General features: G+C 72.9%; 23 protein-coding genes. 14 read left to right on the top strand and 9 right to left on the bottom strand.

Annotated features, from left to right (window positions below; genetic code table 11):
* Positions 1 to 26 precede the first annotated feature (26 nt).
* Complete coding sequence (locus ACIBR0_RS11105) at positions 27 to 1,124, bottom strand: threonine/serine dehydratase (protein ID WP_396714431.1); 1,098 nt, start codon at positions 1,122 to 1,124, stop codon at positions 27 to 29.
* A gap of 19 nt (positions 1,125 to 1,143) precedes the next feature.
* On the opposite strand from ACIBR0_RS11105, the gene ACIBR0_RS11100 reads away from it, so the two are divergent.
* A complete protein-coding gene (locus tag ACIBR0_RS11100; RefSeq protein WP_396714430.1) occupies positions 1,144 to 1,740 on the top strand; it encodes a DUF6518 family protein in 597 nt (198 codons plus the stop codon).
* Between the two features lie 45 nt (positions 1,741 to 1,785).
* Here ACIBR0_RS11100 and ACIBR0_RS11095 read toward each other — a convergent pair whose 3' ends face one another.
* Entirely contained in the window at positions 1,786 to 2,265 is a 480-nt protein-coding gene (locus ACIBR0_RS11095) for a winged helix-turn-helix transcriptional regulator (protein WP_396714428.1), read from the bottom strand.
* 115 nt (positions 2,266 to 2,380) lie between these two features.
* On the opposite strand from ACIBR0_RS11095, the gene ACIBR0_RS11090 reads away from it, so the two are divergent.
* The 3 genes from ACIBR0_RS11090 to ACIBR0_RS11080 all read left to right on the top strand — a co-directional run bounded on the left by ACIBR0_RS11090 (position 2,381) and on the right by ACIBR0_RS11080 (position 5,772).
* The gene (locus ACIBR0_RS11090) at positions 2,381 to 3,079 is read left to right on the top strand and encodes an SDR family oxidoreductase (RefSeq protein WP_396714426.1); all 699 of its coding nucleotides are present in this window, start codon (positions 2,381 to 2,383) and stop codon (positions 3,077 to 3,079) included.
* 46 nt (positions 3,080 to 3,125) lie between these two features.
* Positions 3,126 to 4,718 carry an MFS transporter gene (locus tag ACIBR0_RS11085; RefSeq protein ID WP_396714424.1) on the top strand — a complete coding sequence of 531 codons (1,593 nt, stop codon included), beginning with the start codon at positions 3,126 to 3,128 and terminating at the stop codon, positions 4,716 to 4,718.
* 406 nt (positions 4,719 to 5,124) lie between these two features.
* Positions 5,125 to 5,772 carry a hypothetical protein gene (locus ACIBR0_RS11080; protein WP_396714422.1) on the top strand — a complete coding sequence of 216 codons (648 nt, stop codon included), beginning with the start codon at positions 5,125 to 5,127 and terminating at the stop codon, positions 5,770 to 5,772.
* 91 nt (positions 5,773 to 5,863) lie between these two features.
* On the opposite strand, the gene ACIBR0_RS11075 is transcribed toward ACIBR0_RS11080, so the two are convergent.
* Positions 5,864 to 7,096: a trypsin-like serine peptidase gene (locus ACIBR0_RS11075; protein WP_396714420.1), complete on the bottom strand. Its 1,233-nt coding sequence runs from the start codon at positions 7,094 to 7,096 to the stop codon at positions 5,864 to 5,866.
* Positions 7,097 to 7,279: 183 nt separating this feature from the next.
* Entirely contained in the window at positions 7,280 to 8,806 is a 1,527-nt protein-coding gene (locus ACIBR0_RS11070; RefSeq protein WP_396714418.1) for a glycerol-3-phosphate dehydrogenase/oxidase, read from the bottom strand.
* A 46-nt stretch (positions 8,807 to 8,852) separates the two neighbouring features.
* Here ACIBR0_RS11070 and ACIBR0_RS11065 point away from each other — a divergent pair, with 46 nt between their 5' ends.
* Positions 8,853 to 10,418 (top strand): FAD-binding oxidoreductase, encoded by a 1,566-nt coding sequence (locus ACIBR0_RS11065; RefSeq protein WP_396714416.1) that lies wholly within the window; start codon positions 8,853 to 8,855, stop codon positions 10,416 to 10,418.
* A 1-nt stretch (position 10,419) separates the two neighbouring features.
* Positions 10,420 to 11,283 (top strand): diacylglycerol/lipid kinase family protein, encoded by an 864-nt coding sequence (locus tag ACIBR0_RS11060; RefSeq protein WP_396714414.1) that lies wholly within the window; start codon positions 10,420 to 10,422, stop codon positions 11,281 to 11,283.
* On the opposite strand, the gene ACIBR0_RS11055 is transcribed toward ACIBR0_RS11060, so the two are convergent.
* Positions 11,280 to 11,846 (bottom strand): TetR/AcrR family transcriptional regulator, encoded by a 567-nt coding sequence (locus ACIBR0_RS11055; RefSeq protein ID WP_396714412.1) that lies wholly within the window; start codon positions 11,844 to 11,846, stop codon positions 11,280 to 11,282. The two genes, ACIBR0_RS11060 and ACIBR0_RS11055, sit on opposite strands and share 4 nt — an antisense overlap.
* 207 nt (positions 11,847 to 12,053) lie before the next feature.
* On the opposite strand from ACIBR0_RS11055, the gene ACIBR0_RS11050 reads away from it, so the two are divergent.
* Complete coding sequence (locus tag ACIBR0_RS11050; protein WP_396714411.1) at positions 12,054 to 12,440, top strand: DUF2267 domain-containing protein; 387 nt, start codon at positions 12,054 to 12,056, stop codon at positions 12,438 to 12,440.
* Positions 12,441 to 12,777: 337 nt separating this feature from the next.
* Here the strand turns inward: ACIBR0_RS11050 and ACIBR0_RS11045 are convergent, their stop codons facing one another.
* Positions 12,778 to 13,563, bottom strand: a complete 786-nt coding sequence (locus tag ACIBR0_RS11045; protein WP_396714409.1) for a hypothetical protein — start codon at positions 13,561 to 13,563, stop codon at positions 12,778 to 12,780.
* A gap of 312 nt (positions 13,564 to 13,875) precedes the next feature.
* Between ACIBR0_RS11045 and ACIBR0_RS11040 the strand changes: the two genes are divergently transcribed.
* Both ACIBR0_RS11040 and ACIBR0_RS11035 read left to right on the top strand, forming a co-directional pair.
* On the top strand, positions 13,876 to 14,775 hold the full coding sequence (locus ACIBR0_RS11040) for an ABC transporter ATP-binding protein (RefSeq protein ID WP_396714407.1): 900 nt from the start codon (positions 13,876 to 13,878) through the stop codon (positions 14,773 to 14,775).
* Positions 14,772 to 16,451: an ABC transporter permease gene (locus tag ACIBR0_RS11035; RefSeq protein ID WP_396714405.1), complete on the top strand. Its 1,680-nt coding sequence runs from the start codon at positions 14,772 to 14,774 to the stop codon at positions 16,449 to 16,451. Before ACIBR0_RS11040 ends, ACIBR0_RS11035 begins: the two co-directional genes overlap by 4 nt.
* A 25-nt stretch (positions 16,452 to 16,476) precedes the next feature.
* On the opposite strand, the gene ACIBR0_RS11030 is transcribed toward ACIBR0_RS11035, so the two are convergent.
* Genes ACIBR0_RS11030 through ACIBR0_RS11020 form a run of 3 tightly spaced genes read right to left on the bottom strand, consistent with a single transcriptional unit; the run spans position 16,477 to position 19,078 of the window.
* Positions 16,477 to 17,040 carry a GerMN domain-containing protein gene (locus tag ACIBR0_RS11030; RefSeq protein ID WP_396714403.1) on the bottom strand — a complete coding sequence of 188 codons (564 nt, stop codon included), beginning with the start codon at positions 17,038 to 17,040 and terminating at the stop codon, positions 16,477 to 16,479.
* Positions 17,037 to 18,392, bottom strand: coding sequence for a sensor histidine kinase (locus ACIBR0_RS11025; RefSeq protein ID WP_396714401.1), 1,356 nt, complete (start codon positions 18,390 to 18,392; stop codon positions 17,037 to 17,039). Before ACIBR0_RS11025 ends, ACIBR0_RS11030 begins: the two co-directional genes overlap by 4 nt.
* Complete coding sequence (locus tag ACIBR0_RS11020; RefSeq protein WP_357031977.1) at positions 18,389 to 19,078, bottom strand: response regulator transcription factor; 690 nt, start codon at positions 19,076 to 19,078, stop codon at positions 18,389 to 18,391. The genes ACIBR0_RS11025 and ACIBR0_RS11020 overlap by 4 nt, the downstream gene beginning before the upstream one ends.
* Positions 19,079 to 19,231: 153 nt before the next feature.
* Between ACIBR0_RS11020 and ACIBR0_RS11015 the strand changes: the two genes are divergently transcribed.
* The 5 genes from ACIBR0_RS11015 to ACIBR0_RS10995 all read left to right on the top strand — a co-directional run bounded on the left by ACIBR0_RS11015 (position 19,232) and on the right by ACIBR0_RS10995 (position 22,979).
* The gene (locus ACIBR0_RS11015) at positions 19,232 to 19,648 is read left to right on the top strand and encodes an STAS domain-containing protein (RefSeq protein WP_396714399.1); all 417 of its coding nucleotides are present in this window, start codon (positions 19,232 to 19,234) and stop codon (positions 19,646 to 19,648) included.
* 47 nt (positions 19,649 to 19,695) lie between these two features.
* Positions 19,696 to 20,322, top strand: coding sequence for an STAS domain-containing protein (locus ACIBR0_RS11010; RefSeq protein WP_357031971.1), 627 nt, complete (start codon positions 19,696 to 19,698; stop codon positions 20,320 to 20,322).
* Positions 20,323 to 20,341: 19 nt separating this feature from the next.
* Positions 20,342 to 20,641: a BON domain-containing protein gene (locus tag ACIBR0_RS11005; RefSeq protein ID WP_396714397.1), complete on the top strand. Its 300-nt coding sequence runs from the start codon at positions 20,342 to 20,344 to the stop codon at positions 20,639 to 20,641.
* A 374-nt stretch (positions 20,642 to 21,015) separates the two neighbouring features.
* Positions 21,016 to 22,515 carry a SulP family inorganic anion transporter gene (locus ACIBR0_RS11000; protein WP_396714395.1) on the top strand — a complete coding sequence of 500 codons (1,500 nt, stop codon included), beginning with the start codon at positions 21,016 to 21,018 and terminating at the stop codon, positions 22,513 to 22,515.
* Positions 22,515 to 22,979: a MerR family transcriptional regulator gene (locus ACIBR0_RS10995; RefSeq protein WP_396714393.1), complete on the top strand. Its 465-nt coding sequence runs from the start codon at positions 22,515 to 22,517 to the stop codon at positions 22,977 to 22,979. Before ACIBR0_RS11000 ends, ACIBR0_RS10995 begins: the two co-directional genes overlap by 1 nt.
* Positions 22,980 to 23,032: the final 53 nt, after the last annotated feature.

Raw genomic sequence — 23,032 nt, 5'->3', positions numbered from 1 at the left:
ACTCAAGGATTCCCGACCCGACCCCGCTACGGCAGGTCGCGCGGGTCGGTGTTCGCTCCGCAGAGCACGACCGCCACCCGGTCGCCCGGCTCGGGCACGTAGGCGCCCGACGTGAGGGCGGCCAGGGCGACGGCCGCGCCGTGCTCGATGACGATCCGCCAGTCCCGCCACAGTCTCCGGCGGGCGGCGATGATGTCGTCCTCGGCCACCAGCACGGAACGGACACCGGTGCGTACCGCGACGTCGTAGGCGATGGCGCCGACCCGGCGGGCGCCGAGCGAGTCGGCGGCAACCCCGGCCACGCCGACGTCGACCGGCGTTCCGGCCGCCAGCGCCGCGTGCAGCGTCGGAGCGGCCGCCGGTTCGACCGCGACCACCCGGGCGTCGCCCTCCAGCGCCGCCGCGACCCCGGCCATCAGTCCGCCCCCGCCCACGGCCACCAGGACGGTGTCGAGCGCACCGTCGGTCTGGTCCCGCAACTCCAGACCGAGGGTGCCCGCGCCGGCGACGATCTCCGGCTGGTCGTACGCGTGGCAGTACACCGCGCCCGTCGTGGAGGCGTACTCGACAGCGGCCTCGTACGCCTCGGCGTACTCGCTGCCCCGCGTGACCACCGTCGCACCGTACGCCCGCAGTCGCTCGACCTTGACCGGCGGCGCGCCTTGCGGGACGAACACCGTCGCGGGCACGCCGAGGTGCGCCGCGGCGTAGGCGTTGGCGAGACCGGCGTTGCCGCCGGAGGCCACCACGACGCCGACGGACGGGTCGAGGTGGCCCTGTTCCTTGGCGGACCGGATCCGATTGAGCGCGCCGCGCGCCTTGAACGATCCGGTGTGCTGGAGGAATTCGAGCTTGAACACGGTCCCCGGCGGGACGAGGTCCGGGCCGGCGGTCACGACCGGCGTGCGCCGGACCAGCCCGGCGGTACGCCGCGCGGCGTCCTCCACGTCCGCACGAATGATCATCGAGCTGTCCTCCCACCGCAGATCGGTCAGTTCGACCAGGCTGTCACCACGTCGGCCGACGCGCAGCTCGACGCCCGGGAGCGACGAGCACTCCGGGAGACCGCGAGCGACGCCACCTCGCCGCTGCCCGGCGATGCATACTCGGTATGCTTCGCCCATGCGATCTCAACTCGGGCGAGTGGCTCGAACCGCACCGCCCGCCGGTCTTCTGCTCGGGTTCGTCGACTTCCTGTGGATCACGTTCGTGCCTTTTCCCCTCGGTGACCTCGGCAACTCCAGCGCCGTCTGGGCCGTGGCCGCCTTCGCCTTCGCGTACCGGCTCCGGTCCAGCTGGCTGTGGGCGGCCGTCGGTGCCGCCGTGGCGTTGGTCATCGCGGTACCCAGCTACTACCTCACCGCGACACTCGTCCAGGGCGACGACCTGGCCGTGCTGTGGGCTGCGCCGTCCGTGCTGTGGATGGGCTTCGGCGTCCTGGCCGGAGTGGTGTTCGGTACCGCCGGCACCTGGGCGCGTGGGCAGGGGTGGCGGCAGGTCCTCGGGGTGGCGCTACCGGGCGCGGTGCTGTTCGCCGAGGCGGTGATGCAGGCCCGCCGGATCGGGAACCCGAACTACGGTGACGACCCGTTGGCACACGCCGCGATCCGGGCCGTGCTCGGTGCCCTGGTCATCGTGCTGGCCGGCCGGACGAACCGCCAGCGGCTCCTCGCCCTGGCCGCGGCCGCTCCCCTGACCCTGGCCGGCGTCGGAGCCTTCCTGGTCGGCGGCTTTCGCTGACCCCCGCTCGGGCAGGACGGGCGCCGACCGGGGCGGTGACGCCGTCTAGTCCCGGGCGATCAGCCCGGGGCCGGCGACGATGGTGATGTCGCCGGCGTCGACCTCGTGACCCTGCTCGCAGCGGAGCACCGTGCGGACCGCGCAGCCGCAGTCGCGGTGGGTGGCCAGCAACGGCGGGCCCGTCTCGTCGGCGGCCCAGGTGTCACCCCAGTGGCGCAGGGCGGTGACGACCGGCAGCAGCTCCTGCCCCTTGGGGGTGAGCTGGTACTCGTACCGGGTGCGCTGACCCTGCTCGCGGTAGGGAGTCCGTTCGAGCAGGCCGGCGGCGACCAGTTCACGTAGGCGGGCCGCCATCGCCGGTTCGCCGATGCCCACCCGTCGGACGAAGTCGTCGAAGCGGCGGGTGCCGAGCAGCGCCTCGCGCATGATGAGCATCGCCGACCTGCTGCCCACGATGTCCATGGCCCGGGCGATCGAGCAGTTGGCCATCGACCACGCCTCCCGGTCCTCCCGCAGATCCTGCATGCCCTCAGCGTACGGGCTGACTTGCGCCAACGCTAGTCAGGTGCTTCACTGGCCGAGCTGACTTCTCATGAAAGAAGTTAGGCCGTCCGGGTGCACCGCGCAGACAGGATGAATGATGGACATCTCGACCACGACCGCACTGGTCACCGGCGCGAACCGGGGCTTCGGCCGCGCCCTTGCCGGTGAACTCCTCGCCCGGGGCGCCACCGTGTACGCCGCCGCCCGCAACCCCGCCCAGATCGACCTTCCCGGCGCCCGGCCGCTGGAGCTGGACATCACCGAACCGGCCTCCGTGACGGCGGCGGCAGCCGCCGCCGGTGACGTCACGCTGCTGGTGAACAACGCCGGCTCGGCGACCGGCGCCGACCTGCTCACCGGCGACCTGGACCAGATCCGCCTGGAGATGGAGACGCACTACCTCGGCACCCTCTCCGCGGTGCGGGCGTTCGCCCCCGTCATCGCGGGCAACGGCGGCGGCACCGTCCTCAACGTGCTGTCCGTGCTGTCCTGGCTCGCCCTGCCCACCGGTGGCGCGTACGCGGCGGCGAAGGCAGCCGAGTGGAGCCTCACCAACGCCCTGCGCCTGCAGCTCGCTCCGGCGAACATCCGCGTCGCGGGACTGCACGTGGGCTACCTGGACACCGACATGACCCGAGCGGTCACCGCTCCCAAGCTCGACCCCGCCGCGGTGGCGGCGTACACGGTCGACCAGGTCGCCGCGGACGCGTACGAGATCCTCGCCGACGACCTCAGCCGGGACGTACGCACCAGGCTCGCCGGCGGCGTGGCCGCCGTCTACCCGCAGCTGTCGTAGCGGAGCCCGGCCCCGACGCACCCCCCTCACCCTGCAAGGAGTAGCTGTGCCTGAAAAGCGGACCGCCACCACCGGGTGGCGGGAGCCGTCCGCGCCCGTCGCCGCCGCACCGGCGCGGACGGGACCCGTCCGCGGCTCGCACGCGGCGACCCTCGTCGCCATGTGCCTGGGCGCGATGGTCACGTTCCTCCACCTCACCGCGACCGTCTCCACGCTGACCACGATCCAGCGGGACCTGCGGATCGACCCGACCAGCCTGGTCTGGATCCCCAGCGCCTACACCCTCATGCTGGCCAGCCTCGTCCTCTCCGCCGCCACGCTCGGCAGCCGGTACGGCCGCAGGCGGATGTTCGGCGTCGGCGTCGCCGCCATGATGGCCGGAGCGGGGGTGGTCGCCCTGGCCACCACCCTCGGCTGGGTCGTCGCGGGACAGCTCGTGGCCGGCGCGGGCGGGGCGCTGATCCTGTCGAACAGCCTGGCCATCCTCGGCGTGACCTTCACCGACCCGCACCGCCGTACCGAGGTCGTCACCGCCTGGGCGGCGGCGTCCGGTGTCGGGCTGTCGGTGGGCCCGCTCATCGCCGGGACGCTGCTGGCGCACGTCCACTGGCACGGCGTCTTCCTGTCCACGGTGGTGCTCGGCGTGCTCACCCTCGCCGTCACCACCCGCTGGGTGGCCGAGTCGCGCCAGCCCACCAGCCGTCTCGACCTGCCCGGCCTGCTGCTGGGCACGCTCACCGTCGCCGCCGCCGTCCACGCGCTGATCGAGGGCGGTCGCCACGGCTGGACCAGCCCCACGGTGGCCGCCGCGTGGCTCACCGCGGCCGGCGCACTCGTCGCCTTCGTGGTGGTCGAGTTGCGTACCGCCGCGCCGATGCTGGACGTCCGGCTGTTCCGGTCGCCGTCCTTCAGCGCCGTCGTGCTCGTCGCCGCCGTATCGCTGTTCGGCTTCACCGGCGTGTCGATCCTTCTGGTGCTCTTCCACGAACGCGCCCAGGCGCTCAGCCCGCTCGACACCGGCTGGCGGATGCTGGCGGTGTTCGGCCTCTACGCCCTCACCGCCTTCGCCGCCGGTCAGGCGATCCGCCGCACCGGCTTCAAGGCACCGCTCACCCTCGGGCTCCTGCTCGGCGGCCTGGCCAGCCTCGGACTGTCCACCCACACCCCGGGCACCCCGTTCAGCCAGAGCTGGCCGCTGCTCGCGCTCTTCGGCGCCGCCTGCGGCCTGGTCGCCGCGCCCGCCACCGCCGCGGCGCTGGCCAGCGTCGCGCCCCCGCAGGCGGGCATGGCCGCCGCGGCGGTCAACACCGCCCGCCAGTTCGGCGCCGTGATGGGCGCGTCGCTGCTGGGTACGCTGCTCAGCACCACGCTGATCGCCGACCTCCCGGGCCGGCTCGCCGCCCACGGCGTACCCGAATCCAGCCGGAGCGCCGTGCAGGCGGCCGCGCGCGCCGGCACCGGCGAGACCGCGACGACGGCCGGGCCCGTGCGCCAGGCGCTCGCCGAGTCCCTCACCGCTGGCGTGCAGGCCGGGCTGCGCGTCAACGCCGTCGTCTTCCTCGCCGCCGCCGTCCTCGCGCTCGCCCTCGTCCGCAACCGGCCGCACCGGCACCAGCCGGCGTCCGACGACCGCGGGTGATCCCGGCCGGTGGGCCGACCGCACCAGCGTCATGGCACGCATCGAGAACTTCCTCGCCGCCGCGCTCGCCGCGGACCTCGGCAGCAGCCCGCAGGACCGCACACCTCACATGGTCGCCTCTGCCGCCGTCGCCGCCCTCCACCGCTCCGCCGTCCGAGCAGCGCGGAGCCGTGGCTCAGCGCCTGACCGGCCAGCAGCTTGCGCGGGAACTCATTCAGGGCCGAGGGGACCTCCAGCAACTGACTGATCAGTCAGCCATTGCGTCGATCCGCGCCGCGCAGCGAAATATCTTCCTACCATCGGGGCGGACCACCACGACGGCCCAACCACGGGCAGTCGTCCCTCGAGGGTCGGTTCCCCGGCCGTCGTTCTAACGCTTCTGGACGTCGCTGACGAGGAGATACCAGTGGATGTGGACCGCGGCACCTCGATCATCCACCACACGGTGAGGCAGACCATGTCCACCATCGGTCGGGACCCCACCGCCCCACCCGTCTTCGCCGAACACGCCCAGGCGGTCGGCGCGCTCCTCAACGACATGATGACCTCCGTCGTGACCGGCGACACCTGGCCCGGACCCCTCGTGCTCGTGTCCCTGTGCAGGACACTGGACATCGACCGCGCGGGGCTGGACCTGCTCGCGCACCACACCCTCACCGCGCTGCTCGCGCAGCAGCCCGGCCCGGAGGCCCTGGTGCGTACCGGAGCCACCTTCGCCGCCGCGACCTGTCACCTACCTGGTGCGGATGCCTCCCATCGGAACCCGCACCGTGGCGGGCCGACCCGACCGGCCGCCGCCCGATCCGGGTCGCACCTACCCATGCCGCCCACGTGGGCCTGCAGCGGCTGCGCCCAGGAATGGCCCTGCGCCAGCAAGCAGACCCAACTCCTCGCGGAGTTCGGCGGAACCGGGCCCGCGCTCGGGATCTACCTCGGCTCCTGCTTCAGCGCGGCCCTGTTCGACCTGCCCCGGGCCGACAGGCAGGACCTGCGAACCCGCTTTCTCGGCTGGCTGCCGCGGGAGAGCCTCCAGCCCACCGACCGTCGCCGCTGAGATCCAGCCCCCGGCCGTCGTGAGCCGGGCAGTGCCGACGGGCCGCCGGGGCGCGTGCACGCCCTCGACGGCCCGTCGTCGTCAGGTGTCGTCAGCCGTTGTTGTCGATCAGGCTGGCGATCTGGTTGTAGATCAGGTGCGCCTTCGCGCCCTGGTTGGACGGACAACCGCCGAGATGGTGCAGGGCGATCACCCGGTGGCTGGCGTTGAGCACCGGCGAGCCCGAGTTGCCGCCCGAGGTGTCACAGCTGTAGCTGATGTTCCAGCTGTTGTAGTTGGCGTTCTTCACGGTGCAGGTCGTGCCGCCCTGGGTGTTCTCGTAGATCGACAGTCGCTTCGGGCTGCCGTCGCCGTGCCCCGGGATGTACATCCGCGTGCCGGTGCTGGTGGCGGTCGTCGCCAGGTACAGCGTGCCGTACCCCTGGATGCTGGTGAAGTTGTTCACCGAGTACAGCGCGTAGTCCAGTTCGCCGGACCCACCGCTGCTCACCCTGTAGAGGGTGGCACCGCTCACCTTGGTGCCGGGGCCGGGATTCGCGCCGCCGCAGGTGGCGCACTGGTAGTTGAACTGCATCTCACTGCCGCTGACGGCGGCCTGCGTCGAGAAGCAGTGCTTGTTGGTCAGCATGCGGTTGGTGTTGCCGACACGCCAGGTGGTGCACAGCCCGCCGCCGCTGATCAGCAGCCGCGCCACCGCCCGGCCCCGCGCGTACTCGCTGGGGTGGCTGGCCTGGTAGCAGACCACGTCGCGGCGCGCGTCGGTGCTGCAGACGGACTGCGTGGAGAGGTTGTGCTGGCTGATCTCGGCGCGGTCGTAGCCGCGCCAGAACCGGTCGATGGTCGCGGCGTTGCCCCGAGAGTGGCGGTTGCTGTGCAGGGTCACCACCGCGGTGTCGCCCTCGACCGACATCGCCCAGAAGCCCGGCTGACCGTCGGTGGTGTAGTCCGAACCGGTCGCCCGGTTCAGGTGGCGGTCGTACCGGTAGCTCTCCCGGCCGTCGGGGCTCGACACGGTCACGTGGTCGCCGGGCGCCAGTCGCAGCGCACTGAAATGCACCTTGACGTACGCGGCGCCGGGATGCCGGATGATCTGTGTCCGGCCGTTCCGGGCGTAGGACAGCGAGCTGTCGACGGTGCGGAGTTCGCCGACCGTGGGGACACCCTCCACCGAGAACTGACGTGACTCGGGTGCCCGCTCCGACTTCGGCGCGAGGGGTTGACCCGAGTACGCCTCGGCGGCGGGGATCGACAGCAGGCTCAGCCCGAGTGTGCAGGCGCCGAGCGCGACAGCCGCCGTTCGCAGGCGGCGCAGAGCATTCTTCATCGTCGCTCCTCCCGAGGAACCAGCACCTAGGCGTGCTTGCAGCCTTCATACACGCAGGAGCGTTACATGTAAATGTATCTATGTCTGGGATCGCTGAGGGTGCTGGCAAAGGCGTTCGACGCCGGTTCATCATCGGTCACCGGAGCGCGATCATTCCGCAGCCGGCACGGAGAGGCCGCGCGGTCAGCCCCGCGCGGCCAGGGCGAGCACGTCCCGCGCCACGGGCAGCGCGGCCTCCCGGTGCGCCGGGACGAGCCCGATGCGGGTACGCCGGTCGAGCAGGTCGTCGACGGTGAGCGCGAGTTCGTGCCGGGCGGCCCAGAGCAGCTCGGCCCCGGTGACCGGGATGTCGGGCCCGATCGGCCGGCGGAGTTCGGCCGGTGCCCCGGCCAGGACGTCGGCCGCCTCGGTGCCGTAGCGCTGGACGAGCCGGCGGGGCGCCGGCACCCGCGCCAGCTGCGCCCTGCTCGCGGCTCCGGGCAGCGGAAGCCGCCGGGTACGGCAGGGGCCGGCGGTGAGCCGACGCGCGCGTACCGCGGTGTCGACGGCGTCCTGCGCCATCCGGCGGTAGGTGGTGAGCTTGCCGCCGACCACGCTGATGATGCCGTCCGGATCGTCGATGACGGCGTGCCGCCGGGAGATGTCGGCGGTCCGCGAGTCGCCGTCGGCCAGCAGCGGGCGGAGCCCGGCGTACGCGCCGAGCACGTCGCCGCGGCACAGGGGCGCGTCGAGGACACTGTTGAGCACGTCGAGCAGGAACGCGATGTCGGCCTCGGTGGGCTCCGGCACGTCGGGGACGGGTCCGTCCACCGCCTCGTCGGTCAGGCCGGCGTAGACCAGGCCGTCGGTCTGGGGCAGGGCGAAGACGTACCGGGTGAACTCACCGGGCACCGGGATCGTCAGCCCCGTCCAGAGCCCGCCCAGGCGGGCGGCGGACAGGACGATGTGCGTGCCGCGCGAGGGGCGCAGGCGGACGTGCGGGGTGAGGTCGCTCGCCCAGACGCCGGTGGCGTTGACGACGGCGCGGGCGGCGACGTGCAGCCGGGCTCCGGTGCGGGTGTCCTCGATGGTGGCACCGTCGGAGTGCAGGTCGACGGCCCGGCAGCGGGGCAGGATGCGGGCCGAGCGGGCCGCGGCCGCGCGGGCGAGGCCGACGACTAGTCGGGCGTCGTCGCAGAGCTGGCCGTCCCAGGACAGCTGCGCCCCGCGTAGTCCGGCCCGGCGCAGCGCCGGCGCCATCGCACCGGCTTCGGCCGCGCCGAGCCGGCGGGTGCCGGGAAGGGTCCGGCGGGACGTCCCGGCGCAGGTACGCAGCAGGTCTCCGGCGCGCAACCCGGCCGCCGCCGCGCGATCCTGCCACCCGGTGGTGAAGCCGGTCGACGGGAGCAGCATCGGCAGGGGGCGCGTGAGGTGCGGGGCGGTACGGGTCAGCAGCAGGTGGCGTTCGGCGGCGCTCTCGTAGGCGACGCCGACCTGACCGTGGGCGAGGTAGCGCAGCCCTCCGTGCACGAGCTTGGAACTCCACCGGGAGGTGCCGTACGCCAGGTCGTGGGCGTCGACGGCGACCACCGACAGCCCACGGCTGGCGGCGTCGAGCGCCACCCCGGCGCCGGTGACGCCCAGCCCGACCACGAGGACGTCAACGGCGGTGCCGGCGGCCAGCTCGTCCAGGTCGTGGTCACGCCGGGCGCCGGTCAGCGATGCCTCCACCTGAACTCCTTGATTCCAAGTGACATTGGATGTAACTCTGTCACACATGAATGAGCGAGGGGAAGTGTCGGGCGCCGGATGGGGCCGCTGGGGAACGGCGGAGGCCGCGAGGGAGCTGCCGGACGGCGCGCGGAGACTGCTGGCGCAGGTGCTCGACCTGGCGCCGCCACCGCCGGCCGTGCCGCTGGACGAGGTCGTGCTGCCGGACTGCGCGCTCGACGACGCGGTTCTCGACGCGCTGCGGCGCGCGGTGGGCGACGAACACGTGGTCACCACCGCGCGGTCCCGGGCGTGGCACGCGGCGGGGATGTCGACGCCCGACCTGCTGCGCGACCGGCTCGGCCGGCCGGCCCTCGCCCCGCAGGCGGTGGTCCGGCCGGCCGACCACGCCGAGGTCGTGGCCGTGCTCGACGTCTGCTCCACGCACGGCGTGGCGGTCGTCCCCTTCGGTGGCGGCACCTCCGTCGTGGGTGGACTCACGCCCAGCGTGGCCCGGCACGTGACCGTCGACCTCGGCCGGCTCGACCAGGTCGTCGCCGTCGATCCGGTGTCCCGGACCGCCACCCTGCAGGCGGGGCTGCCCGCCCCCCGCGCCGCGCGGCTGCTCGCCGCGCACGGGCTGACGCTCGGCCACGTTCCCCAGTCCTACGAGTACGCGACCATCGGCGGATTCGCCGCCACCCGCTCCTCCGGCCAGGCCTCGGCCGGCTACGGCCGTTTCGACGACATGGTGACGGCACTGACGGTCGCCACGCCCCGCGGCACCCTCCGGATCGGTCGCGCGCCCGCCTCGGCCGCCGGCCCCGACCTGCGGCAGCTCTTCCTGGGCAGCGAGGGAACACTCGGCATCATCACCGACGTCACCGTGCGGGTACGTCCCCTGCCGGCACAGTCCCACCACGAGGGCTGGCGGTTCGAGTCGTTCGCCGCCGGCCTGGACGCCGTACGCCGGTTGGCGCAGGACGGGCCCCGACCCACGGTGCTGCGGCTCTCCGACGAGGTCGAGACCATAATCGGAGCCGCCGGCTCCGGCCGCTCCGACGGGGGATGCCTGCTGATCGCCGGGTACGAGGGCACCGACGTCCGGTCCACCGCCGAGGCGGCCGCCGACGTGCTGGCCGCGCACGGCGGTGTGCCGCTGGGAGCGGAGGCGGGGCAGCAGTGGGCACGGCACCGCTTCGACGCCCCGTACCTGCGCGACGCGCTGCTGGACGCCGGGGCGTTCGCGGAGACCCTGGAGACTGCCGCGTACTGGTCGACGTTGCTGCGGGTGTACGACCACGTCCGGCAGGCCCTCCTCGACGCGCTGCCGGACGGGGCGCTGGTGCTGGGTCACGTGTCCCACGTCTACGAGACCGGCGCCTCGCTGTACTTCACGGTCATCTGCTCCCCGGGGTCGGACCCGATCGGCCGCTGGCACACCGCGAAGGCGGCGGCCGGCGACGCCATCGTCGCCGCGGGCGCCACCATCACCCACCATCACGGGGTCGGCGCCGACCACCGGACGTGGTACGCCACCGAGATCGGCGACGTCGCCGTGGACCTGCTCCGGGCGGTCAAGCGGCACGTGGATCCGGCCGGCATCCTCAACCCCGGCATCCTGGTGCCGTGAGGTGCGCGCCTTCGCGGTGATCCTCGGGCCGGCCGCGCGCCGGGGACTGTCCCGCCTGATGCCGGTTGCCCACCACCTGCGGGCCGCCGGCGCGCGGATCCGGGTGGAGTACACGCAGACCACCGAGCAGGCCCGCCGGTGCGCCGCCGAGGCGGTCGACGCCGGCGAGGTCGTCGTCGCCGCCGGCGGGGACGGCACGATCCGACTGCTCGCCGGTGCCGTCGTCGACGCCGGAGGGCTGCTCGGCGTCGTCCCCGCCGGGCGCGGCAACGACCTGGCCCGTCAGCTGATGCTGCCGCACTCCCCCACCGAGGTCGCCGACCTGCTGCTGCACGGTCGGCCCCGGCAGCTGGACGTGCTGCGCGTCGCGGGGCAGACGATCGTCGGAAGCGTCTACGCCGGCATCGACGCCGCCGCCAACGAACTGGCCAACCGGTCCCGCCTGCCCGCGTCGCTGGTGTACCCCACCGCCGGGCTGCGCGCGCTGCTGCGCTGGCCCCGCACCCGGTACACGATCACCCTCGACGGCCGGACCGAGCAGGTGCACGCGTACACCGTCGTCGCCGCGAACTGCGGGTACTACGGCGGCGGGCTCCACGTCGCCCCGGCGGCGCGGCCCGACGACGGGACCCTGGAGGTGGTGGTGATCCGGCACGCCAGCCGGCTGCTGTTCCCGATCGCCCTGTGGCGGATGCGTACCGGCTCGCACGTGCGGCTGCGGCAGGTCACCTCGTACCGCGGCAGCTCGGTCACCGTGCGCGCGGACCGTCCGGTCGCCGTGTACGGGGACGGGGACCCCGTGGGCCGGGGAGCGGAGGTGCACGTCGAGGTACGGCCGAGGGCGCTGCGGATCATCGCCGGCTAGGCCTGGTCGGGGCGCAGGTAGCCGTCGACCAGGCGGGCCAGCTCACGGTCGAACTCGGCGACCGGCACGCCGTCGGCGACCGTCCGGACGGAGAGCACGAAGGACTGCGTGGTCAGGTAGACCGCGCGGGCCAGGAGCGCGGCGTCGCCGGGCCGGACCGAGCCGTCGGCCTGACCGCCGGCCACCGCCGTGGCGAGGAACTGCAGCATCTCGTCCTGACCGCCGCCGCGCCGGTCCAGGAGGTACGGCAGCAGGACCTCCGGGTCGACGTCCCGGATCTTGCACAGCAGGGGGTGCTCCCGCAGCAGCCGCGCCCCCGCCGTGAGCCGCGCCACGAGGCGGGACCGGGCCGGCCCGTCGTGCTCGTCCTCGCCGGTGGCCACCAGCACCTGATGCCACTCCCGGCTCATCAGGTCCCCGATCAGGGACTGCACGTCGGGCCAGCGCCGGTAGACGGTCATCCGCGAAACCCCGGCCCGACGCGCCACGTCCGTCAACGTCGTACGGCGCACCCCGTAGGCCAGTACGCAGTCTCGGGCGGCGTCCAGCACCAGGTCGTCCACGCGGCATGTCTACCACGCCCGCCCCGGCTGACCCGGTCCTCCCCCGGCTCGCCGGACGGGCCTCTCGCCGAGTCGCCGCCGAACACCGACAGGTAGACGATGTGCGAGCAGCGGCCCGGACCGTTCCCACACGGACCCCGGAAAGGGCTGGGCGTTTGCCGCCTGACGGCGCGGGTAGCCACGGTGCCTCGGACGGAAGGAGGCGGCATGGCCGAGCTGAGCTTCTACGACAAGGTCGCCGCCCGGGCGGATGTCCCGCCGGAGGCCGCGCCACTGCTGACGCAGGCCGCCCTGCGTACCCTCGCGGAGCGCATCAGCGGCGGCCAGGCGGCGGCCATGGCCGGCCACCTCGCCGCCGAGCTGAGCCCCCTGCTGGTCAAGGGCACCGAGGATCCGGAGACCTTCGGGTACGAGGAGTTCCTGTGGCGGGTCGAGAAGCGCGCGGGGGTCGACCGGAGTACCGCGGAGCGGGGCGTACGGGCCGTCCTGCAGACCCTGCACCGGGTGGTCGGACACCGAGAGTTCGAGGACGCGATGGCGCAACTGCCCGCGCCGATTCGCTCTCTGGCCGAGCCTGTGCCGCGCAAGCCCTGACGCCGAAAGACCACACCCGGGCGGCGCAGACTCGTGCGCGTCAGAGCCTTCGGGCGCGCTCCCATAAATGGAACGTCCACCGATACGGAACTCAGGTGACGGCGGCGCGGACGGCGCACACCGCCGCCCGGCCACGCCCCCCTTCGCGACTTTGCTCTGCACCCCGATGCGCACCGGTAACGCGGAGTCGCTGCGCGGCCGAAGGCCGTCCTCGCCTCATCTCGGAGACGCCCTGCTCAGGCCCGTGGCGCATCCCAGGGTGCAGAGCAAAGTGGCGATGGACCCATGCGGGAGGGCGGAGCCGCGGTCACCGTCCGCCACATAGCGAGGATGTAGCTCATCGTGACTGAGCGCGATCAGCGGACCGGTCGCCGGCCTCAAGACCGTTCCCGCCCGGCCGGACCTGCTGCGCTTGGCAGGTCCCCGCAGGGCCGAACAGCGGCCGGTACAGCGCCGCCGTCAGCGCGGCGAAGGCGACGGTGAACGCCGCGAAGCCCGCGGTCAGCACGAGGGAGGCGTCCGGATCGGATCGCAGGTTCATCACCACGCCCATCGCCGTGACGGACACGCCGAGGAGGGTGCAGGCGGTGAGCAGTGGGTACGCGAACCGCCGGGCCCATGCCGCCCGGCGCAGCAAGCCGATCCCGGTGACGGTCGCGACGGGGACGACGATGCCCAGGTCCATGAGCTTGACCAGCCAGAACGGTGTCGGGCTCGACGCGTACTCGGTCAGGGACGCGGCGTCGGACCAGGCGACGAGCATCGGCCGCAGGTGCAGACCGAACACCAGGAGGACCGCGACCGCCACGAGCACACCGCCGGCGACGCGCTCCACCCGGCGCGGGGGCGCCGGCAGGTCGGCGGGCACCGCCCGCCACCCGAGGACCAGGGTCGCCTCGGCCAGCAGGAAGACGGCGAGAAGCAGCGGGAAGAACCGCTCCACGTTGCCCGGTAGCCGCAGATACTCCTGACCGACGATCACCTGCGCGTGCGTGTACAGGGCGAACACGCCGACGCCGGTGGCGAGCACGGCGCCTGCCACCTGACGCCGAGCCACCAGCACGGCCGCGACCACGGCGAGCGGAGCCACGGCGAACAGCGCCGCCGCGTCGCTGCCGAGCAACTGGTTGAGGGGTCGTCGGCGAGGTGCGGTACCGCATCAGATCCAGCACCAACGGGCCCACCAGCGAGGCGGACGCGATCGCCGTGGCCAGCCCGGCCACCGCGACGACCAGCACCGCCGGCCGGCGCCCCGGAACTGCCGGGACCGGCCCGTCCCGGCGCACCGGACGGGCGTTGTCAGGGCGAAGGTCCCGGCTTCACGGTGCGCTGTCGCCGGGCCGGGCCGGCCCGTCGGAACGGGCACTACGGCCCTGCCCCGGCGGCCGGGGAGTGGCTTCCACTGGGGTGGTGGATCCAGCGGGAGGAGACCGTCATGGCGGTCATCGAGGTCGAAGGGCTGTGCAAGGACTACGGCGCCCTGCGAGCGGTCGACGACGTCAGCTTCACGGTGGAACAGGGCGAGGTCCTGGCACTGCTCGGCCCGAACGGTGCCGGCAAGACCACCACGGTGGAGATCCTGGAGGGATACCGGGACCGTAGCGGCGGACGGGTGTCGGTTCTCGGGTACGACCCGGCGCAGGGCCGCCGCGCCTACCGTGAACGTATCGGCATCGTCCTGCAGAGCGCGGGGTTCGAGGAGGACTTCACGGTCCGGGAGACGGCCCGCCTGCACGCCCGCCTGTATCCACGGGTGCACGACCCGGACCAGGTGCTGGAGCTGGTCGGCCTGGCCGACAAGAGCAGAGCTCGGATCAAGACCCTGTCCGGCGGGCAACGCCGTCGCCTCGACCTGGCACTGGGGCTGATCGGTTGCCCCGAGGTGCTGTTCCTCGACGAGCCCACCACCGGTTTCGACCCGTCCGCCCGCCATCGCGCGTGGGACCTGGTCGCCGGACTGCGGAAGTTGGGAACCACGATCCTCCTCACCACCCACTACATCGAGGAGGCTCAGCGCCTCGCCGACCGGGTCGCCGTGCTGCGCGGTGGACGCCTGCTCGTCACCGGCCGCCCCGACGCCCTGACGACGGACGCCGGCAGCGTCCTTCGCTTCCGGCTGCCGACCGGGCTCGCCTCGGCGGACCTCCCCCGGCTCGACGGCCACCTCGCCGTCGTCGGCGACGTGGTCGAGTTCCGCACCACCTCGCCCACGAGGGACGCGAACGCCCTCACCGGCTGGGCTCTGGACCACGGCGTCGACCTGCCGGACCTCACCCTGACCCGGCCCAGCCTGGAGGACGTGTACCTGCGGCTCGTGGAGGAGGGCACGCGATGACCACCCAACTCGACCCGCCGCCGGTGGCCACCTCGCCGCCGCCGGTGACCCGGCGCCGCCCGGGCACGTGGAAACTCGTGGCGGTCCTCGCGGCGCACGGCGTACGGGCGTTCCTGCGTACGCCGGTGGCCGCGCTCTTCACCCTCGGTCTGCCGGTTCTGTTCCTCGTCATCATCGGCGCGCTGTTCGGCAACGAGATCGTCGAGCCACGCCAGGGCGTCCGGGTGGCGCAGTTCTTCACCCCCGTCCTCGCCGTCTTCGGCGTCGCCGAAGCAGCGTTCTGCGTACTCGCGGTCGACACCGCCCTGTTGCGCGAACGCGGCGTGCTCCTGCGGTTGCGCGGGACCCCGGTGCCGCCGTGGGCGGTGCTCGCCGCGCGGGTCTGCGCCGCGGCGGTCTTCGCGCTGCTCGCCGCCGTGCTCGTCATCGGGCTCGGCGTCCTCGCGTACGACGTCCAGCTCATCGGGCGCACCGCGCTCGCCGCCACCGTCACCGTGCTGCTCGGCGTGGCGTGTTTCGCGGCGCTGGGTGTCGCGGTGGTGTCGCTCGTCCGCAGCTCGACGGCGGCGCAGGCGTTCACCAACGGAATCCTGATCCCGTTGGCCGTCATCTCGGACGTCTTCACGATCAGCGAACGCACACCCACCTGGCTGGAGACCGTCGGCTGGGTCTTCCCGCTCAAGCACTTCGCCAACGCGCTCGCCGACGCGTTCAACCCGTTCCTGCCCGGTAACGGCTTCGCCGGCGATCATCTCGCCGTGCTGGCTCTGTGGACGGTCGCCGCGCTGGCGGTCGCCCGCCGGCGTTTCCGGTGGGCCCCGACCGGTGACGGACGCTCGCCGGCCCTGGTACGTGGTGGGCTGTCGACGTCGACCGCGTCCGAGGTGCTCCCCCGCAGCCTGGCGCGGGGGCGGCCCACGCCGTGGGCGTCGGTGGCCGTCCAGGTGGGCTACGCGCTGCGGGTCCTCAGCCGCGACGGCACGGGCGTGTTCTTCGCGGTGGTCTTCCCCGTGCTGCTGGTGGCGCTGCTGCCGGCCCTCATGGCCGGGTCCGGGGACGGACGGACGGAGGCCGCCCAGGTGATGCTTCCCGCCATGACGGCGTACGGAGTGGCGATCGTCTGTTTCGTCACCATCCCGAGCGGGGTCGCCGAGGCGCGTGAAAGGGGTGTCCTGCGGCGGATGCGCGGCACACCGATGCCGGAGTGGGCGTACGTCGCCGGGCGGGTCGGGGCGATGGGTGCGGTGGTCGCGACGATCGCGGCCCTGAGCACGACCGTGGCGGTGACCGGGTACGGCGTCGACGTGCGACCCGCGCGGCTGCCGGCCCTCGTGGCGGTCCTCGCGATCGGTACCGGCTGCTTCGGTGCCCTCGGGTTCGCCCTGCTCGGGCTGGTCCGCCGGGGCCAGACCGTCACCGCGGTGGCGCTCGGCACGCTGCTGCCCCTCGGCTTCATCTCCGACGTGTTCGTGGTCGGCGCCCAGATGCCCGCCGTGCTGGCGACCGTCGGCGACGTCCTGCCCCTCACACACCTCGTCCACGCCCTGGACGACACCCTCGCAGGTACGGCCGGGTCCGCTCCGGCCTGGGGTGATCTGGGTGTGCTCGCCGCCTGGGGCGCCGCCGGACTGATCGTCGTGGCCGTCACCGCACGTCGCGCCACCCTGATCCGGTGAGGACCGAAGGGCCGATGTGAGCAGGTCACCGTGGGGCGATCAGCGGGGCGTAGTCGGCGCGGACGAGCGGTTGTTCGGACAGTGAGCCGTCGGCGCGGGGCACGCCGAGTGGTCTGCCGTCGCGAAGGAACGCCACGGTGGTGACGTCGTCGCGACTGGTGAGGGTGCAGACGATCTGCCCGAAGGCGAGAACCTCGTCGCTGCGGCCGGCGGCCTCGTCGGGTGCCTCGACCGCGACCTGGGCCTGCATGCCGGTCACTGTCGTACCGGCGGCGTTGACCGCTCCCGCCAGGGCACTGGTCAGACCGGTGTCGCGCTCGGCCTCGGTGGGCCCGGCGAGCAGATCCTTCAGGTGGTCGTCGGCCGTCGGCGGACGGTCGACACGCCGGACCACGGGGATGATGCGGTTGTCGCGGACCAGGCAGAGGGTCTCGACGGCAGGGCCGGCCGGTTCCGCCGTGTCGGCGGGGGCAGAACTCTGGAACGGGCCCCTCGGCGGCTGCACCCTACGGGCCGTGTCCTCGGTGGGGATGCCGCAGCCGGCCAGCAACGCGGCCAGCGCCAGTGCGACGAGACGGTGGTGGTTCATGTCAGGCTTTCCGGCAGGGTGACTCGGAACCGGGCGCCTCCGCCGGGGCGGTCGGTGACGGTGACGTGCCCGGTGTGCGCGGCGGCGTGCTGGGCGACCAGCGCGAGGCCGAGCCCGGTGCCGTCACCGGCACCACGGGTGTGGGCGGCCCGCCCCCGGACGAAACGGTCGAAGATCACCTCGCGGTCCTCGACGGGCACGCCCGGGCCGTCGTCCTCGACCTCGATGACGCCGACGCCACCGTCCCGGCTGAGCAGGAGGGTCGTCGGGCCACCCCCGTAGGTCACCGCGTTGTCGAGCAGATTCACCAGGATCTGTGCGACACGCCGCCGTTCGACCTGCCACGTCGCGGGCACGTCCGGTGCGAGGCGGACGAGCGAGGCGGGCAGGTCGAGGGTGTGGCAGGCGTCCCGCGCCAGCGCCACCACGTCCACCGGAGCCCGGTGGGCGGGCTGGTCGCTGCGGGCCAGGTCGATCAGGTCGTTGACCAGCCGCTGAAAACGGTCGATCTCGTCGGCGACGAGCCCGGCCGCGATGGCGGTTCGTTCGTCCTGGTGTTCCCGGCGGCGGGCCAGGACGCTGGCCGCCGCGGCGAGGGTCTGCAGAGGCGAGCGCAGTTCATGGCTGACGTCGGCGGCGAAGCGGCGATCGCGCTCGATGCGGTGGGCAAGCCGGTCGACCATCTGGTTGAACGAGGAGGAGAGGCGGGTCAGGTCGGGGTCGGTCGCCGGGTCGAGCCGTGCGGTGAAGTCGCCGGCGGCGATCTTCTCCGCCGCGTCGGCGACCGCGGTCAGCGGGCGCAGCCCGTGCCGGGTGGCGTACCACCCGAGGGCGGCGCCGGATCCGGCGACCAGGACCGCGACGGTGGTCAGCGCGAGGGCCAGAACGTCGAACGTCTGCTCCAACTCACGCAGGGAGTTGACCTCGAAGAACGTCGCTGTCGGGGACAGGGGCACGCCGACCACCAGGGCGGGCTGACCATCGACGAGTACGCGCTGCACTGCCGGCTCCCCGGAGGCGACGACCCGACGCAGGTCGGCGGGGATGGCGGTGGTGATGCCAGGGTCGGCGTTGCGGCCGTACCACTCGCCGTTCAGGTGGAGCACGGGGCGGCGACCGCCCCCCGTGTCCAGCGACCGGAGCACCTCCACGACGTCGGGAGTGTCGGTGTCGATCCCGGCACGGACGACGGTCGCGTCGAAGTAGGCGGCGCGCAGGGCGGTGCGCTCCCGCTCGTCAATCAGGGAGCGGCGGGTCAGCTCGTAGGAGACCAGGGCCATCGACGCGGCGAGCAGGAGCGCGCCGACGGCGAACGCGGCGATGACCCGGGTACGCAGTCCGAGGCGTCTCATCGCTGGAGTTTGTAGCCCAGACCCCGCAGGGTGACCAGGTGCCGGGGGGTTGCCGGGTCTGGCTCGATCTTCTGCCGCAACCGGCCGACGTGCACGTCGACCAGGCGCTCGTCTCCGCTGTCGTACCCCCATACCCGTTGCAGCAACTGCTGGCGCGACAGCACCCGGCCCGCGTGCTCGGCCAGCTCGCACAGCAACCGGAACTCCGTGCGGGTCACCGCGACGGGCTGGCCGGCACGGCGTACCTCGCCCGCGTCGGGGCTGATCTCCAACTCGCCGAAGGCCAGCACGGGCACCGCATCCGGTGCCGGTCCCACGACGCCGGTACGGGCTCGGCGGCGCAGGGCGCGCAGCCGCGCGGTCAGTTCCTTGATCGCCACCGGTTTGACGAGGTAGTCGTCGGCGCCGGCTTCGAGGGCGGCGACGATGTCGTGGGTGTCGTCGCGGGCGCTCACCACCACGATCGGCACGTCGTCGTCACGGCGGAGCTGCCGGATGCACTCGAAGCCGTCGAGGCCGGGCAGCATCAGGTCGACCAGTACGTAGTCGGCCGGGTCGCGGCGCTGGGCGCGCAGGCCCTCCTCGGCGGTGGCCGCACCCAGAGCGTCGTACCCCTCGTCCTCGAGTGCGAGCAGCAGCGCCAGGCGGATCCGGTCGTCGTCCTCGATCACCAGTACGGCCGTCATAACAGGCATCATCCCCAGGTCACCGGCCCCGTCGCCAATCGTGTCCGCCGGCCTGGGGATTTGTCACTCAACTGTCACAGATCCGCGCGGTGACCGCCAAGCCCGCCCGGCACGGTGGCGGGCGACCAGGTCGGCGAGGGAAGGGGTACGACCGTGACAGGGCCACTGGGACCCACGCCGTGCGCGCTGCCGCTGGTTGAGGTGTGCATCACGCAGCTCGACCTGGCGTGCCTGCCGGAGGCCGGAGCCGTGTTCGATCGACTCCTTGCCCTGCAACCCCAGCGGGTCGTGGTCGACCTGTCGGGTTGCCGGCACATCGACGCCGCCGCCATCGGCCTGCTGCTCGACGTGCACCGGCGGCTGGCCCGTACCGACGGGGTCCTCGTCGTGCGCGACCCGAATCCCCGCATCCGGCGCATCCTGCACACCGCCCGCCTGGACCAGGTCCTACCGATCGTCACCGAACCGTCGCCGACGCCGCCGGACGTCCCGGCGGCGGGACACGACCCCCGACCAGACCGGCCCGCGCCGACCGCCCAGGGCCGGGCATCCGTGACCACTCGTCACTGACGTCAACCATGGCCGGCCAGACACCGGACACAGGAAGGACCAGCAGCATGACTGTCGTCCCGGACGACCACCTGATGACACTGATCTGCGACACCTGCGGCGACACCGTCACGGCCACCGCGTGCGTGCTCCCCGACGCCGAGGTCGTCTGGACCCTCGTGTCGGAGCACGGCTGGAGCGGCTCCCCGTTCGCCACCGGCCCGCACCGTTGCCCGAGCTGCAGCCTGCTGCCCCCCTCCGGTCGCGCGCACGCGTCGTGCGACAGCCACGGTCCCGGCGGCATCCTCGGCATCGACCACCTCGACGACGCGACCGTCGTCACCGTCACCGGTGACATCGACCTCGACACCGGCGACACCCTGCGCGCCGCGCTGCGTCATGCGGCCGAGATGGGCGGACACGTCGTGGTCGACCTGAGCCGCGTACACGTCATCGACTCCACCGGCCTCGGCCTGCTCGTGCGTGCCCACCGCGACGCCCGCGAGCGCGGTGTCACGCTGTGCCTCGCCGCGCCGTCGCGGTTCATCCGCACCGTGCTGCACACCATGCGCCTGGACGGGGCCTTCCCGATCTTCGACAGCCGTGACGACGCCCTCAGCGGCCTGTCCGAGCGCGTGCTGTGCACCTCCACGGCCGCCGACGCCACGACGGCCGGACCGCGCTCCGGTTCCTGATCGAGACAAGGAGATCGCCGTGTCCATGCCATGGCCACTGCCGGACGACGACTGGCTCGCCGGCACTGGCGACCAGGCCGAGCCGGACAGCGGGGATCTGCGCATCGAGGCGCTGGTCGCGCAGCGATTGAGCATCGACTGGACCACGCGACGGCAGCAGATCAGCGTCTCCGTGCAGAACCGGGTCGTCATCCTCTCCGGGCTGGTGAGCGGCACGGACGCACGACAGGTCGCCGGGGAACTGGCCTGGGACGTCCCCGGTGTCGTCGACGTCTGCAACACGCTGCGACCCAGGAACGCGCGGCGTGGCCGCCGCTGACCGATGCCGTTCCCACCGGACGGAGTGCCCGGGTCCGCCGCCGTCGGCGTGACCGGCTCCGCGCCATCCTGACAGTGGCCACGGGAGGCTCCCGGGTTCACGGACATGCCCTCGCAGGGGACTCGCGCCTTGTCACCGCCGCCCGTGATGATCATCACGGGCTGCGAACCCTACCCTCACGGGAGGGTAGGGTTCGATCGCAGTCGTCGGCGGGACGGGGTGCCCCTCTCCCCCGACCGTGTTGCTGCTCAGACGAAGACGCCCGCCGGGGTCTAGCGCCAGAGCCGGCCGCCGCCGGGCCGTGAGCAGGTGGTCTGCCCTGTTCGGGGCGGGAACTGTGCGCGTCCGCGAGGCGCCCGAGTGGAAATGGCTGTATGTCTTCTGTGCTGTCCGCGGTCTCCCGGCCGCGCCCGTCCCGTCCGTCCTGGCTGTCGCCGAAGGTGTTCCGCACCGAGGTCCTCGCCGGCCTGGTCGTCGCCCTGGCGCTGATCCCGGAGGCGATCTCCTTCTCGATCCTGGCCGGGGTCGACCCGCGCGTGGGGCTGTTCGCCTCGTTCACCATGGCCGTGACCATCGCGATCTGCGGTGGCCGGCCGGCGATGATCTCCGCCGCGACCGGCGCGATCGCCCTCGTGGTCGCGCCGCTGGCGAAGGAGCACGGGCTGGACCACCTGATCGCGGCGGTGATCCTCGGCGGCGCCATCCAGATCCTCCTGGCGGCGCTCGGCGTGGCGAAGCTGATGCGGTTCATCCCGCGCAGCGTCATGGTCGGCTTCGTCAACGCCCTCGCGATCCTGATCTTCGCCGCCCAGGTGCCGCACCTGCTCGGCGTGCCGTGGCTGGTCTACCCGCTCGTCGCCGTCGCCCTCGCGATCATGGTCGGACTCCCCCGGCTCACCCGCGCGGTCCCGGCGCCGCTGGTCGCCATCGTGGCGCTGACCGTGGTCACCGTGGCCGTCGGGGTAGCCGTGCCGACCGTCGGTGACGAGGGGGCCCTGCCGGACAGCCTGCCCACCCTCGGCCTGCCGCAGATCCCCTGGACCATGGACACCCTCACCCTGATCGCCCCGTACGCCCTCGGGATCGCGCTGGTCGGGCTGATGGAGTCGTTGATGACCGCGAAGCTGGTCGACGACATCACCGACACCTCGTCCAGCAAGACTCGCGAGTCCTGGGGTCAGGGCGTGGCCAACATCGTCACCGGGTTCTTCGGCGGCATGGGCGGCTGCGCCATGATCGGCCAAACGATGATCAACGTGAAAGCCTCCGGTGCCCGTACCCGGCTGTCGACGTTCCTGGCCGGCGTGTTCCTGCTGATCCTCGTCGTCGCCCTCGGCGACGTGGTCGCGGTGATCCCGATGGCCGCCCTGGTCGCCGTGATGATCATCGTGGCGGTGTCGACGTTCGACTGGCACTCCGTCGCCCCGGCCACGCTCAAGCGGATGCCGTACGGCGAGACGATCGTCATGCTGGCCACCGTCGCCACCACCCTGGCGACCCACAACCTCGCCGTCGGCGTCGTCGCCGGCGTGCTCACCGCCATGGTCATCTTCGCGCGGCGGGTCGCCCACCTCGTCGAGGTCACCAGCGTCCTGGACCCCGACGGCGGCACCCGGATCTACTCCGTGCACGGTGAGCTGTTCTTCGCCTCCAGCAACGACCTCGTCAGCCAGTTCGACTACGCGGGCGACCCTGACACGGTGGTGATCGACATGACCCACGCCCACGTCTGGGACGCCTCCTCCGTGGCCGCCCTCGACGCGATCACCACCCGGTACGCCAACCGGGGCAAGACCGTCGAGATCATCGAGCTGAACAAGCCCAGCGCCCGCATCCACGACACCCTCGCCGGCCAACTCGGCGTCGGCCACTGATGGCCGCCACCAGCCGCGACACCGGGCCGGAGCGGCACGCCTCCGGCCCGGTCACCGGCCGGCTCATGCAGATCGGCGAGGCAGCCGAACGGGTCGGGCTGAGCATCCGCACCATCCGCCACTACGAGGAAGCCGGCCTCATCGTCCCCTCCGCGCGCAGCGAGGGCGGCTTCCGCCTCTACACCGAACCCGACCTCGACCGCCTCGCCGTGGTCAAACGCATGAAGCCCCTCGGCTTCACCCTCGACGAGATGCGCGACCTCCTCGCCCTCCTCGACGCCCTCGACACCACCACCGGCACCGACCGGGCCGCCCTGCTCGACCGGCTCGACATGTTCCACACCGCCGCCACCACCCGCGTCACCGCGCTGCGCGAGAAACTCGCCACCGCCGAAGGCTTCGCCGGAACACTCCGCGCCAAACTCGACCACCACGGCGGTCACCTGCCGGAACGAGACCGCTGAACCGGCCGTCCGGGGTGCGGTGGCCGCCTCGGGGAGTCACCCGTGGTGCCGGG

The sequence above is a fragment of the Micromonospora sp. NPDC049497 genome, from assembly GCF_044465805.1.
Taxonomy (GTDB): domain Bacteria; phylum Actinomycetota; class Actinomycetes; order Mycobacteriales; family Micromonosporaceae; genus Micromonospora.
The sequence above is the reverse complement of the archived record's forward strand: the minus strand, read 5'-3'. Positions and strand labels throughout refer to the sequence as shown.

Excerpts from the sequence above, each read along its gene's own strand:
- ACIBR0_RS11000 (WP_396714395.1), top strand. The coding sequence starts at position 21,016 with ATGTCTTCTGTGCTGTCCGCGGTCTCCCGGCCGCGCCCGTCCCGTCCG.
- ACIBR0_RS11105 (WP_396714431.1), bottom strand. The coding sequence starts at position 1,124 with ATGGGCGAAGCATACCGAGTATGCATCGCCGGGCAGCGGCGAGGTGGC.
- ACIBR0_RS11075 (WP_396714420.1), bottom strand. The coding sequence starts at position 7,096 with ATGAAGAATGCTCTGCGCCGCCTGCGAACGGCGGCTGTCGCGCTCGGC.
- ACIBR0_RS11030 (WP_396714403.1), bottom strand. The coding sequence starts at position 17,040 with ATGAACCACCACCGTCTCGTCGCACTGGCGCTGGCCGCGTTGCTGGCC.
- ACIBR0_RS11010 (WP_357031971.1), top strand. The coding sequence starts at position 19,696 with ATGACTGTCGTCCCGGACGACCACCTGATGACACTGATCTGCGACACC.
- ACIBR0_RS11035 (WP_396714405.1), top strand. The coding sequence starts at position 14,772 with ATGACCACCCAACTCGACCCGCCGCCGGTGGCCACCTCGCCGCCGCCG.
- ACIBR0_RS11095 (WP_396714428.1), bottom strand. The coding sequence starts at position 2,265 with ATGCAGGATCTGCGGGAGGACCGGGAGGCGTGGTCGATGGCCAACTGC.
- ACIBR0_RS11020 (WP_357031977.1), bottom strand. The coding sequence starts at position 19,078 with ATGACGGCCGTACTGGTGATCGAGGACGACGACCGGATCCGCCTGGCG.
- ACIBR0_RS11090 (WP_396714426.1), top strand. The coding sequence starts at position 2,381 with ATGGACATCTCGACCACGACCGCACTGGTCACCGGCGCGAACCGGGGC.
- ACIBR0_RS11025 (WP_396714401.1), bottom strand. The coding sequence starts at position 18,392 with ATGAGACGCCTCGGACTGCGTACCCGGGTCATCGCCGCGTTCGCCGTC.
- ACIBR0_RS10995 (WP_396714393.1), top strand. The coding sequence starts at position 22,515 with ATGGCCGCCACCAGCCGCGACACCGGGCCGGAGCGGCACGCCTCCGGC.
- ACIBR0_RS11050 (WP_396714411.1), top strand. The coding sequence starts at position 12,054 with ATGGCCGAGCTGAGCTTCTACGACAAGGTCGCCGCCCGGGCGGATGTC.
- ACIBR0_RS11065 (WP_396714416.1), top strand. The coding sequence starts at position 8,853 with ATGAATGAGCGAGGGGAAGTGTCGGGCGCCGGATGGGGCCGCTGGGGA.
- ACIBR0_RS11040 (WP_396714407.1), top strand. The coding sequence starts at position 13,876 with ATGGCGGTCATCGAGGTCGAAGGGCTGTGCAAGGACTACGGCGCCCTG.